Genomic DNA, 11,759 nt, shown 5'->3' on the forward strand with positions numbered 1-11,759 from the left:
GTGTACGGGCGGTGCCGGTGAGTGGTGTCGGACACATGCGCGGGTACCGTGATCACGGGCGTGCCGCCGGGTGCCGCCCGTGACGTTCGTACGAGCCCCGAGGACACCCGCCGTGCCGTACTCCCCTCCGTCGCGCCTGCCCTTGGGGCCGCGCCGCAGAACCCTGCTCGCCTCGGCCGCCGGGGTGGCCCTGCTGACGGGCTGTTCCGCCGGGGCCGAGGACTCCGACGGCACCCGGGGCGGCGGCCCGTCCGCCGCGGACCGGGCACGTGCGCGTGCCGCCCGGGACAGCGGGCGGCTGGTCGAGCGGTACGACGCGGTGATTGCCGCGCACCCGGGGCTGGCGGAGCGGCTGACGCCGCTGCGGGCGGAGGTCGTACGGCACCGGGAGGCCTTCGGCGAGCCCGCCGCGTCGGCGTCCGCGACGGCGGCGACCTCGGCCTCGCCGTCCCCGTCGGCGTCCGCGCCGGTCCCCGTCCCCGGCGACGAGAAGGCCGCCCTCGCCGACCTGGCCACCGCCGAACGCACGCTCGCCGACGAGCGGGCGAAGGTCCTGCTGGACGTACCGGGTGAACTGGCCCGCCTCCTGGCCTCCGTGGCGGCGGCCGGGGCGGCACACGCCTATCTGCTGACGGAGACGGGCAAGTGAGCGCGGCGCGCGGCAGGAGCCGCCACGTGGACCGGGTGACGGAGCGGCAGGGTGCCGGGGCCGGGCAGGTACGGGCTTTGACGGGAGCGGGATGGTGAGTGAGGCGGCGCAGCGGGAGCTGGGGGCGTTGCAGGCGGCCTTGGCGGCGGAGCACGCGGCGGTGTACGGGTACGGGGTCGTCGGAGGGCGGATCCGGCAGGAGCGGCGCGTGGAGGCGCGGGCCGCGTACGACGCGCACCGCGCGCGGCGGGACGCCCTGGTGCGGGAGGTGCGGGACCTGGGCGGCACGCCGGTCGCCGCGGCCGCCGGGTACGCGCTGCCGTTCCCGGTGACGGACTCGGACACGGCCACCCGGCTCGCCGCCGAGCTGGAGGAGCGGGTGGCGGGGGTGTACTCCGACCTGGTCCGGGCGGCGGAGGGCGGCCGCCGGGGCACCGCGGCCACCGCGCTGCGGGAGGCGGCGGTGCGGGCGGTGCGCTGGCGCGGCGGGAGCGTAGCCTTCCCTGGGCTCGCCGAACGGGCGGGCACCGCGTCGGCGTCGGCGACGCCCACGGCATAACGCGCACCGGAAGGGAACGACTCGCGTATGGCTTTCGAACCGCCGCGGCGTCTGGTCAGGGCGCTCGGTGAGAGCGCCCCGGACGGTGACGACTGGTTGGAGAAGCTGCCCGAGACGGCGCGGCACGCCGTCGCGCTACGCGAGTTGACCGTCGAGCGGGTGCAGGTGCCGGGCGGCCGCAGCAGCCTGGTCGTGCTCGTCCGGCGGCCCGACGGCATCCCCGCCGTGCTGAAGCTGGCGCCGCTCCGGGCCCGCCCGGAGAGCGAGCGGGCCGCGCTGGCGCACTGGGGCGGCCGGGGCGCGGTACAGCTGCTGGAGGACGAGTCGCCGGACGGCGCGCTGCTGCTGGAGCGGCTGCATCCGGACGTCTCGGTGCGGTCCCTGCCGGAGGCGAAGGCGCTGCTGGAAGCGGCGGGCACGCTGCGCCGCCTGTGGGTGGCGCCGCCGGAGGGCCACGGTTTCGAGACGGTGGCCGGGCGGACGGGCAGGCAGGCCGCGGCGATGCGGGCGAGCGCGGAGGCGGACGCCGAGGTGGCGCCGCTGGTGGAGGTGGCGCTCGCGGCGCGTGCGGAGCTGCTGGCGGAACCGCCGGAGGAGCGGTTGCTGCACGGCACCTTCCGGCAGAGCAAGGTGCTCGGCGGGGAGCGGATGCCGTGGCTGGCGGTGGGCCCGGACCCGGTGGTCGGCGAACCCGCCTTCGACCTGGCGCGACTGGTCCGCGACCGGGTGGAGGACCTGATCGCCTCGCCGTCGGGCGCGGCGACGACCCGCCGCCGGGTGAAGCGGCTCGCGGAGTCCCTGGACGTGGACCAGGACCGGCTGCGCGGCTGGACGCTGTTCCGGGCGGTGGAGTCCGGCGTACGGGCCCGCCGCGTCGGCCGGGAGCAGGACGCGGAGCTGTTGCTGGAGTTCGCCGGGTGGCTGTAGGCCCCCGGGGGTGACGGCGACGCCCGGGCGACCGTCCGTCACCCGGGCGTCCGCGTTCGGCAGCGTCAGGAAGCGGCCGTCAGGCGGGCGATCGCCTCGTCCACCGGCAGCTCCTCGCGCTCGCCCGTGCGGCGGTCCTTGAGCTCGACCACGCCCTCGCCGGCCCGGCGGCCAGCGACGAGGATCCTCGGTACGCCGATCAGTTCCGAGTCGGTGAACTTCACGCCCGGGGAGACGCCCGCGCGGTCGTCCACCAGGACGCGCACGCCGGCCGCCGCCAGCTTGTCGGAGACCTCCAGGGCCAGTTCGGTCTGGAGGGCCTTGCCGGCCGCGACGACGTGGACGTCGGCCGGGGCGACCTCGGCGGGCCAGCACAGGCCCTTGTCGTCGGCGGTCTGCTCGGCGAGCGCGGCGACCGCGCGGGAGACGCCGATGCCGTAGGAGCCCATGGTCACGCGGACCGGCTTGCCGTTCTGGCCGAGGACATCCAGCTTGAGGGCGTCGGTGTACTTGCGGCCCAGCTGGAAGATGTGGCCGATCTCGATGGCGCGGTCCAGCTTGAGGCCGGTGCCGCACTTCGGGCAGGGGTCGCCGTCCTGCACCACGACGACGTCGACGTACTCGTCGACCTCGAAGTCGCGGCCGGCGACCACGTTCTTGGTGTGGGTGTTCGTCTTGTTGGCGCCGGTGATCCAGGCCGTGCCGGGGGCCACGCGCGGGTCGGCGACGTACTTGACCTTGTCCAGGCCCTGCGGGCCGACGTAGCCGCGGACCAGATCGGGGCGGGTCGCGAAGTCCGCCTCGGTGACCATCTCGACGACCGCCGGGGCGAAGTGCGCCTCGACCTTGCCCATGTCGACCTCGCGGTCGCCGGGCACGCCCACCGCGACGATCTCGCCGTCGACCTTCACCAGGAGGTTCTTCAGGGTGGCGGAGGCCGGGACGCCGAGGGAGGCGGCCAGGGTCTCGATGGTCGGGGTGTCCGGGGTGGGGATGTCCTCGGCGGCGGGGACGCCGGAGGCGTCGACCGGCTTCAGCTCGTAGGTGATCGCCTCGGTGTTGGCGGCGAAGTCGCAGTTCGGGCAGTCCGCGAAGGTGTCCTCGCCGGCCTCGGCGGGGGCCAGGAACTCCTCGGACTTGGAGCCGCCCATGGCGCCGGCGGTGGCGGCGCAGATGCGGTAGTCGAGGCCGAGACGCTGGAAGATCTTCTGGTAGGCCTGGCGGTGCAGGGCGTAGGACTGGGCGAGGCCCTCGTCCTCCAGGTCGAAGGAGTACGAGTCCTTCATCAGGAACTCGCGGCCGCGCAGGATGCCGGCGCGGGGGCGGGCCTCGTCCCGGAACTTGGTCTGGATCTGGTAGAGGATCACCGGCAGGTCCTTGTAGGAGGACGCCTGGTCCTTCACCAGCAGGGTGAAGATCTCCTCGTGGGTCGGGCCGAGGAGGTAGTCGCCGCCCTTGCGGTCCTGGAGGCGGAAGAGTTCGGCGCCGTACTCGTTCCAGCGGCCGGTCGCCTCGTACGGCTCGCGCGGCAGCAGGGCGGGCAGCAGCACCTCCTGGGCGCCGATGGCGTCCATCTCCTCGCGGACGATGCGCTCCACGTTGGCGAGGACCTTCTTGCCGAGCGGCAGCCAGGTCCACACGCCCGCGGCGGTCCGGCGGACGTAGCCGGCGCGGACGAGCAGCTTGTGGCTGAGGACCTCGGCGTCCGCCGGGTCGTCGCGCAGGGTCTTCGCCATCAACTGGGACATGCGCTGGACCGGTGCGTTGGCCATGGTTCTCGTACTCCTGCTGCGGTAAGGGTGGTGCTAGGAGGTTAGCCGGGCGGGACTGGACGGTGGAAATCGGTTAAGCGCGTGCCAGACGCCGCGACGCCGGACTGATGCGAACGACAGGGCCTAACGGCGGCGCAGCGGGAGTGGGGCGCCCATCACGGCGTACGGCCGGGGCGCGCTGGGGAAGACGACGCGGCGGGCCAGGTCCTGGTAGCCGAGGGAGTGGTAGAGGCCGCGGGCCGGGCTGTCGGTGTCGATCGCGGAGAGGATCGAGCGGGGTTCGGTGGCGCTGTCGGTGATCGTGGTGATCAGCGCGCGGCCGATGCCGCGGTTCTGGTGGCGCGGGTGGACGTGCAGCTCGGTGATGACGAAGGAGTCGTCGAGCCAGCCGTCGTTGCCCTGGGCGCGCAGGTAGGGCTCCACGACGGTCGACCACCAGTGGGTGCGGCTGTTGGGCATGCCGTAGACGAATCCGACGAGGAGGCCGTCGGAGGTGGTGGCGCCGAGGGCGCGGGCGCCCGGGTAGTTCATGTGGCGCAGCACGATCTGGCGGCGTACGGCGACTTCGTCCGGGCCGAGGCCGAAGGCCAGGGCTTGGACGGCCAGCGCTTCGTCGACGTGGGCGGGGAGGTCGAGGGCGGCGATCGTGATGTCGCGAAGCATGGCGCGAGCCTACAGCGGGCGGGGGCGGGTCAGAACAGCGCGCCGTCTCAGAAGAGCACGCTCATGAAAGCGCCGACCTCCTGGAAGCCCACCCGGTGATACGTCCGCCGTGCCGCCGTGTTGAAGTCGTTGACGTACAGGCTGACCACGGGGGCGACGTCGGCGAGGGCGTAGCGCAGGACCGCCGCCATGCCGGGGGCCGCGAGGCCTCGCCCCCGGTACTCGGGGGCCACCCACACGCCCTGGATCTGGCAGGCCTGGGGGGTCGCCGCGCCGATCTCCGCCTTGAAGACGACCTTGCCGCGTTCGTCGAGGCGGGCGAAGGAGCGGCCGGATCCGACGAGTTCGGCGACGCGTGCCTGGTAGAGCAGGCCGCCGTCGCCGGCTATCGGGGAGACGCCGACCTCCTCGGTGAACATGGCCACGCACGCCGGCATGATCGTCTCCATCTCGTCCTTGCGGACGCGACGGACGTACGGGTCGGGGGCTATGCCGGCCGGCATGCGGTCGGTGACCATGAGCGGCTGGTGGGCGCGGACCTCGCGGGCCGGGCCCCAGTGCGGTTCCAGCAGCCGCCACAGCTGGGCGGTGGGTCCGGCGGGTCCGACGATGGAGGAGCAGCGGCGGCCGCCCCGGCGGGCGCGGTCGGCGAAGGCGCGGACGGCACGGTCGGTGGCGCAGATGGGGACGAGGTTCGCGCCCGCGTAGCACAGCGACGTGAGCATGCCGTCCTCGTACCAGCCCCACATCTCGCCGCCGAGACGCCACGGGTCGAGGCCGGCGACCTCGACCCGGGAGGTCACGAAGGCGTTGTTGACCGGCTCGCGGTGCAGGACCGCGAGCGCGGCGTCCAGGTCGCTCGGTTCGAGGACCCGGGAGGTCGTCTGGGTGAGCACGTGCGGGGCCCTCCGGGGTCAGCTGCTGGTCTCCGCACTGTACCTGCGGAAGCTGAGCGGCGTCCTTTCGTGACGGCCGCCCGCTGACTCGGCAGGTCCTGTCCGTGCGCGGCTGACCGTCCGCTGTGGCTGATCGCGCCGTTCCCCGCGCCCCTTCAGGGCGTTGCTCAGCCGGCGACCGCCACGGAAGGCTCGCCCGAAGCGACGCCGTCCTTCTCCATCTGCTCGGCGAGCTTCATGGCCTCCTCGATCAGGGTCTCCACGATCTTGGACTCGGGAACGGTCTTGATGACCTCGCCCTTGACGAAGATCTGGCCCTTGCCGTTGCCGGAGGCGACGCCGAGGTCGGCCTCGCGGGCCTCGCCGGGGCCGTTGACGACGCAGCCCATGACGGCGACGCGCAGCGGGACCTCCATGCCGGTCAGGCCGGCGGTGACCTCCTCGGCCAGCTTGTAGACGTCGACCTGGGCGCGGCCGCAGGACGGGCAGGAGACGATCTCGAGGCCGCGCTGGCGGAGGTTCAGCGACTCCAGGATCTGGATGCCGACCTTGACCTCCTCGGCGGGCGGGGCGCTCAGCGACACCCGGATCGTGTCGCCGATGCCCTGCGAGAGGAGCGCGCCGAAGGCGACGGCCGACTTGATGGTGCCCTGGAAGGCGGGACCGGCCTCGGTGACGCCGAGGTGGAGGGGGTAGTCGCACTGGGCGGCGAGCTGGCGGTAGGCCTCGATCATCACGACCGGGTCGTTGTGCTTGACCGAGATCTTGATGTCGCGGAAGTCGTGCTCCTCGAACAGGGACGCCTCCCACAGCGCGGACTCGACCAGCGCCTCCGGGGTGGCCTTGCCGTACTTCTGGAGCAGTCGCCGGTCCAGCGAGCCCGCGTTGACGCCGATGCGGATCGGAGTGCCGTGGTCCTTGGCGGCCTTGGCGATCTCCTTGACCTTGTCGTCGAACTGCTTGATGTTGCCGGGGTTCACGCGGACCGCGGCGCAGCCTGCCTCGATGGCCGCGAAGACGTACTTCGGCTGGAAGTGGATGTCGGCGATGACCGGGATCTGGGACTTCCTGGCGATGGTCGCGAGGGCGTCGGCGTCGTCCTGGGTGGGGCAGGCGACGCGGACGATCTGGCAGCCGGAGGCGGTCAGCTCGGCGATCTGCTGGAGCGTGGCGCCGATGTCCGACGTGCGGGTCGTCGTCATGGACTGGACCGAGACCGGCGCGTCCCCGCCGACCGCCACGGACCCGACCTGGATCTGCCGGCTCTTGCGGCGCTCGGCGAGCTTGGTCGGAACGGACGGCATGCCGAGAGAAATCGCAGTCATCTGCTGTGCAACCCCAAGTCGTGGATCAAGGTCCCGGTCCCGTTCAGCGGCGGGCTCCAGGCTTCGAGATTACGGCACGGGCCATGGCCCGAGCACATCACACCCGTAAACCACCCGATGGGGGCGGCGGCCCGGCGGTGAACCCGCCGGGCCGTCGGGAACGCCGCGTGGCTAGGAGATTCTGACCGGGTTAACGACGTCCGCGATCAGTACCAGGATGGTGAAGCAGACGAAGATCCCGGCCACCACGTAGGCCACCGGCATCAGCTTCGCCACGTCGAACGGGCCGGGGTCGGGGCGGCGCAGCAGCCGGGCGGTGTTGCGGCGCAGCGACTCCCACAGGGCGCCCGCGATGTGCCCGCCGTCGAGCGGGAGCAGCGGGAGCATGTTGAACAGGAACAGGGACAGGTTGAAGCCCGCGACCAGCATCAGGGCCATCGCCAGCTGCTGGGTCGGGGGGATGTCCAGGGTGAAGATCTCGCCGCCGACGCGGGCCGCGCCGACCACGCCCATCGGGGAGTCGGGCTCGCGGGGGGCGCCGTCGAAGGCCGCGTTCCACAGGGCGGGGATCTTGCCGGGCAGGGCGGCGAGGGAGTCGACGGCCTCGCCGACCCGGTCGCCCATCCAGGTCACGGAGTCCCCGAAGTCCTGTTTGACCACGCCGGTGGCGGCGCTGAAGCCGAGGAAGCCGGCGGTGACGTACTCGCCCTCGACGATCTGGCCACTGCCGTCCTTCTTGGCGACCTGGTTGGTGGCGATCGTGGCGTGCAGGGTGACTTCCTCGCCCTTGCGGTCGACGACGATCGCGACCTTCTCGCCGGGGTGGGAGCGGATCAGGTCGGAGAGCCGGTTCCAGTTGTCGGTGCGGACGCCGTCGAAGGCGACGATCTTGTCGCCCGCGCGCAGGCCCGCGGCGGCGGCCGGGGAGTCGGGGTCGGACTTCTTGCAGGTGTCGCGGGCCTGGCTCTGCGGGACCACGCACTTCTGGACCTCGCTGACCGTGGTGGTCTGCTGGGTGACGCCGAAGCCCATGAGGACGACGAGGAACAGCGCGACGGCCAGCACCAGGTTCATGAACGGGCCCGCGAACATCACGATGACCCGTTTCCACGGCTTGCGGGTGTAGAAGAGGCGGGTCTCGTCGCCCGGCTTCAGCTCCTCGAAGGCGGCGGAGCGGGCGTCCTCGATCATGCCGCGCCACGGGGAGGTGGAGCGGGCCTCCAGCTTGCCGTCGGGGCCCGGCGGGAACATGCCGATCATGCGGATGTAGCCGCCGAACGGGATGGCCTTGACGCCGTACTCGGTCTCGCCCTTCTTCCGCGACCAGATGGTCGGGCCGAAGCCGACCATGTACTGCGGCACGCGGATGCCGAACATCTTGGCCGTGGACAGGTGCCCCAACTCGTGCCAGGCGATGGAGATCAGCAGGCCGACCGCGAAGACGACTATGCCGAGGATCATCATCAGGGTCGTCATGCACGGGCCTCCGCCGTCATCGCCGTCAGTTCCCGGGCCCGGGTCCGCGCCCAGGTCTCCGCTTCGAGGACGTCCGCGACGGTGAGCGAGGTTCCCGTGCGCGGGGTGCCGTGCTCCTCGACGACCCGGATCACGGTCTCGATGATCCCGTTGAACGGCAGTGCGCCGCCGCGGAACGCCTCCACGCACTCCTCGTTGGCCGCATTGAACACCGCCGGGGCGGTGCCCGCGAGCTCACCGACGTGCCGGGCGAGGTTCACGGAGGGGAAGGCCTCGTTGTCGAGCGGGAAGAATTCCCAGGTCGAGGCCTTGCTCCAGTCGAAGGCCGGGGCCGCGTCCGGGACGCGCTCCGGCCAGCCGAGACCGATGGCGATCGGCCCCCGCATGTCGGGGGGCGTCGCCTGGGCCAGCGTCGATCCGTCCGTGAACTCCACCATCGAGTGAACATACGACTGCGGGTGCACGACGACCTCAATGCGGTCGAAGGGAATGTCGTAGAGGAGGTGCGCCTCGATGACCTCCAGGCCCTTGTTGACGAGGGTCGCGGAGTTGATGGTGATCACCGGGCCCATGGCCCAGGTGGGGTGGGCGAGGGCGTCCTCGACGGTGACGGCGGCCAGCTCGGCCTTGGTGCGGCCGCGGAAGGGGCCGCCGGAGGCCGTGACGACGAGCTTGCGCACATCCGCCCGGGTGCCGGCGGCGAGGGCCTGGAAGAGGGCGGCGTGCTCGGAGTCGACCGGGATGATCTGGCCGGGCTTGGCGAGCGCCTTGACCAGCGGGCCGCCGACGATGAGCGACTCCTTGTTGGCGAGCGCGAGGGTGCGGCCCGCCTCCAGGGCGGCGAGGGTCGGGGCGAGGCCGATGGACCCGGTGATGCCGTTCAGCACGGTGTGGCAGTCGGAGGCGGCCAGGTGGGTGGCGGCCTCCGGTCCGGCCAGGATCTCGGGCAGCGGCTCCTCGGGGCCGTACTCGGCGCTCAGGGCCTCGCGCAGCGCCGGTACGACGTCCTCGCGGGCGACCGCGACGGCCCGCACCCGCAGCCTGCGGGCCTGCTCGGCGAGCAGGGCGACCCGGCCGCCGTTGGCGGAGAGCCCGGTGACCCGGAACCGGTCCGGGTTGCGCAGCACGAGGTCGATGGCCTGGGTGCCGATCGACCCGGTGGAGCCGAGGATCACCACGTCCTTCGGTCCTTCGGCCGTCACCGGGTCGTAGACGAGGTGCGGGTCGGCGAGGGCGCGGGCCGGGAGCCCCGTCGTCCGCCCGGAGGGCGGGCCCTGCGTCGTCAGGTGCGTGCTCTCGGCGTGCCGGGCGTCGACCCGCGTACTGGACGTACTCGGGTCGGCGCCCGGTGCGGCGGGAGTGCGTGCATGACGTCGCAGGGCAGACGGGGCTTCCGGCCCGCGCTCTCGGGGGGCTGGACTTGGACTGTCGCTCATTCCTCCATTGTTGCCGCAAGCGGAGGGCGCCAGGACAGCACGTCCCTCGGGTGGGTCTCGCCGGTCACTCGGGGATGGTGCGGCGGACGTCGGGGCGCGGGGTGTCGGGTGCGTGGGTGTCGGCGATCCAGGGGCCGTCGTCGGAGGGGTCGACGATGCCCGCCTCCAGCCACTCGTAGCTGCCGGCCAGGACGTTCTTGACCAGCTTGTTGTCCAGGTCGTCCGTGTTGTTCCACAAACGGGCGAAGAGGGCGTCGACGCGGACGCGGGCCTGGCGGCAGAAGGCGTCGGCCAGCTGGTAGGCCTCGCGGCCGTGGTCGCCCTGGCTGCGCAGGAGTTCCGCGCGGACGCAGGCGGCGCTCATCGCGAACAGTTCGGCGCCGATGTCGACGATCCGGCCGAGGAAGCCCTGCTTGGTCTCCATCCGGCCCTGCCAGCGGGACATGGCGTAGAAGGTGGAGCGGGCGAGCTTGCGGGAGGTGCGTTCGACGTAGCGCAGGTGCGGGGCGAGGTCGGCGCCGTGCTGGAACTCCGCGTAGGAGCGGGGCAGCTGGCCGGGGCCGGCGATCAGTTTGGGCAGCCACTTGGCGTAGAAGACGCCCGCGTTGGCGCCCGCCTTCGCCTTGTCGGACAGGGACTTGTCGGGGTCGATGAGGTCGCCGGCGACGGAGAGGTGGGCGTCGACCGCCTCACGGGCGATCAGCAGGTGCATGATCTCGGTGGAGCCCTCGAAGATGCGGTTGATACGCAGGTCGCGCAGCATCTGCTCGGCCGGCACCGCGCGCTCGCCGCGCGCCTTGAGCGACTCGGCGGTCTCGAAGCCCCGGCCGCCGCGGATCTGGACGAGTTCGTCGGCCATGAGACAGGCGGTCTCGGAGCCGTACAGCTTGGCGAGGGCGGCCTCGATGCGGATGTCGTTGCGGTCCTCGTCGGCCATCTGGGAGGACAGGTCGACCACGGCCTCCAGGGCGAAGGTGGTCGCCGCGATGAACGCGATCTTCGAGCCGACGGCCTCGTGCAGGGCGACGGGCTTGCCCCACTGCTCGCGGACCGCGGACCACTCGCGGGCGATCTTCAGGCACCACTTGCCGGCGCCGACGCACATCGCGGGCAGCGAGAGGCGGCCGGTGTTCAGGGTGGTCAGGGCGATCCGCAGGCCCGCGCCCTCGGGGCCGATGCGGTTGGCGGCGGGGACGCGTACGCCCTGGAAGCGGGTGACGCCGTTCTCGAGGCCGCGCAGGCCCATGAAGGCGTTGCGGTTCTCGACGGTGACGCCCGGCGAGGAGGTCTCGACGACGAACGCGGTGATGCCGCCCTGGTGGCCCTCGGACCTCGGCACCCGGGCCATCACCACGAGCAGGTCGGCGACCACGCCGTTGGTGGTCCACAGCTTCACCCCGTCGAGGACGTACTCGTCCCCGTCGGGTACGGCGGTGGTGGCGAGGCGGGCCGGGTCGGAGCCGACGTCCGGCTCGGTGAGCAGGAACGCCGAGATGTCGGTGCGGGCGCACCGCGGCAGGAAGGTCTCCTTCTGCTCCGGCGTGCCGAAGAGTTTCAGCGGTTGCGGTACGCCGATCGACTGATGGGCGCTCAGCAGGGCGCCGACCGCCGGGCTGGCCGAACCGACCAGGGCGAGGGCCTTGTTGTAGTACACCTGGGTGAGGCCCAGGCCGCCGTACTTGGGGTCGATCTTCATGCCGAGGGCGCCGAGTTCCTTGAGGCCCTGGATGGTGTCGTCGGGGATGCGGGCCTCGCGTTCGATGCGGGCCGAGTCGATGCGGGTCTCGCAGAAGTCGCGCAGCCGGGCCAGGAACTCCTCGCCGCGCCTGACGTCCTCGTCGGCCGGGAGCGGGTGGGGGTGGATGAGGTCGAGGCGGAAGCGGCCCAGGAACAGTTCCTTGGCGAAGCTGGGCTTGCGCCAGTGCTGTTCCCGGGCCGCCTCCGCCACCTGGCGGGCCTCACGTTCGGTGACGGTGGGTCGAGTGGTGGGGGTGGCGGACATGAGGCTCACCTCGCCGCGAATCGGGATCAAGGTCCAATTGGTTACCGACGGGTG

Annotated in this window: 10 protein-coding genes; 3 read left to right on the plus strand and 7 right to left on the minus strand. The window is 72.3% G+C overall.

The genetic code is table 11. The features are described 5' to 3' along the window. The first annotated feature begins 112 nt into the window (after positions 1-112). The 3 genes from ACSU6L_RS10420 (at position 113) to ACSU6L_RS10430 (ending at position 2,135) form a co-directional block, all read left to right on the plus strand. On the plus strand, positions 113-649 hold the full coding sequence (locus ACSU6L_RS10420) for a hypothetical protein (RefSeq protein WP_437064838.1): 537 nt from the start codon (positions 113-115) through the stop codon (positions 647-649). A 91-nt stretch (positions 650-740) separates the two neighbouring features. Then, positions 741-1,208: a ferritin-like domain-containing protein gene (locus ACSU6L_RS10425; RefSeq protein WP_437055750.1), complete on the plus strand. Its 468-nt coding sequence runs from the start codon at positions 741-743 to the stop codon at positions 1,206-1,208. A gap of 27 nt (positions 1,209-1,235) precedes the next feature. After that, a complete protein-coding gene (locus tag ACSU6L_RS10430) occupies positions 1,236-2,135 on the plus strand; it encodes an aminoglycoside phosphotransferase family protein (RefSeq protein WP_437055752.1) in 900 nt (299 codons plus the stop codon). Positions 2,136-2,200: 65 nt separating this feature from the next. Here the strand turns inward: ACSU6L_RS10430 and ACSU6L_RS10435 are convergent, their stop codons facing one another. The 7 genes from ACSU6L_RS10435 to ACSU6L_RS10465 all read right to left on the minus strand — a co-directional run bounded on the left by ACSU6L_RS10435 (position 2,201) and on the right by ACSU6L_RS10465 (position 11,705). Next, complete coding sequence (locus ACSU6L_RS10435) at positions 2,201-3,907, minus strand: proline--tRNA ligase (protein ID WP_437055754.1); 1,707 nt, start codon at positions 3,905-3,907, stop codon at positions 2,201-2,203. A gap of 123 nt (positions 3,908-4,030) precedes the next feature. Then, entirely contained in the window at positions 4,031-4,570 is a 540-nt protein-coding gene (locus tag ACSU6L_RS10440; RefSeq protein WP_437055756.1) for a GNAT family N-acetyltransferase, read from the minus strand. Between the two features lie 47 nt (positions 4,571-4,617). After that, positions 4,618-5,466: a GNAT family N-acetyltransferase gene (locus ACSU6L_RS10445; protein ID WP_365507665.1), complete on the minus strand. Its 849-nt coding sequence runs from the start codon at positions 5,464-5,466 to the stop codon at positions 4,618-4,620. A 167-nt stretch (positions 5,467-5,633) separates the two neighbouring features. Continuing rightward, entirely contained in the window at positions 5,634-6,791 is a 1,158-nt protein-coding gene (ispG, locus tag ACSU6L_RS10450) for a flavodoxin-dependent (E)-4-hydroxy-3-methylbut-2-enyl-diphosphate synthase (RefSeq protein ID WP_073941232.1), read from the minus strand. 171 nt (positions 6,792-6,962) lie between these two features. After that, positions 6,963-8,255 (minus strand): M50 family metallopeptidase, encoded by a 1,293-nt coding sequence (locus ACSU6L_RS10455; protein ID WP_107468631.1) that lies wholly within the window; start codon positions 8,253-8,255, stop codon positions 6,963-6,965. A gap of 8 nt (positions 8,256-8,263) precedes the next feature. After that, on the minus strand, positions 8,264-9,445 hold the full coding sequence (gene dxr, locus ACSU6L_RS10460) for a 1-deoxy-D-xylulose-5-phosphate reductoisomerase (RefSeq protein ID WP_437064840.1): 1,182 nt from the start codon (positions 9,443-9,445) through the stop codon (positions 8,264-8,266). Positions 9,446-9,767: 322 nt separating this feature from the next. Further along, complete coding sequence (locus tag ACSU6L_RS10465) at positions 9,768-11,705, minus strand: acyl-CoA dehydrogenase family protein (protein ID WP_437055759.1); 1,938 nt, start codon at positions 11,703-11,705, stop codon at positions 9,768-9,770. Positions 11,706-11,759 lie beyond the last annotated feature (54 nt).

Origin of the sequence: Streptomyces sp. enrichment culture, from assembly GCF_964272855.1 — a bacterium.
In the GTDB taxonomy this organism is placed as follows: Bacteria; Actinomycetota; Actinomycetes; order Streptomycetales; family Streptomycetaceae; genus Streptomyces.

Bases quoted from the DNA above. Each gene is read 5' to 3' on its own strand.
- ACSU6L_RS10425 (WP_437055750.1), top strand. From the start codon at position 741: ATGGTGAGTGAGGCGGCGCAGCGGGAGCTGGGGGCGTTGCAGGCGGCC.
- ACSU6L_RS10440 (WP_437055756.1), bottom strand. From the start codon at position 4,570: ATGCTTCGCGACATCACGATCGCCGCCCTCGACCTCCCCGCCCACGTC.
- ACSU6L_RS10435 (WP_437055754.1), bottom strand. From the start codon at position 3,907: ATGGCCAACGCACCGGTCCAGCGCATGTCCCAGTTGATGGCGAAGACC.
- ACSU6L_RS10465 (WP_437055759.1), bottom strand. From the start codon at position 11,705: ATGTCCGCCACCCCCACCACTCGACCCACCGTCACCGAACGTGAGGCC.
- ACSU6L_RS10430 (WP_437055752.1), top strand. From the start codon at position 1,236: ATGGCTTTCGAACCGCCGCGGCGTCTGGTCAGGGCGCTCGGTGAGAGC.
- ispG (WP_073941232.1), bottom strand. From the start codon at position 6,791: ATGACTGCGATTTCTCTCGGCATGCCGTCCGTTCCGACCAAGCTCGCC.
- ACSU6L_RS10455 (WP_107468631.1), bottom strand. From the start codon at position 8,255: ATGATGATCCTCGGCATAGTCGTCTTCGCGGTCGGCCTGCTGATCTCC.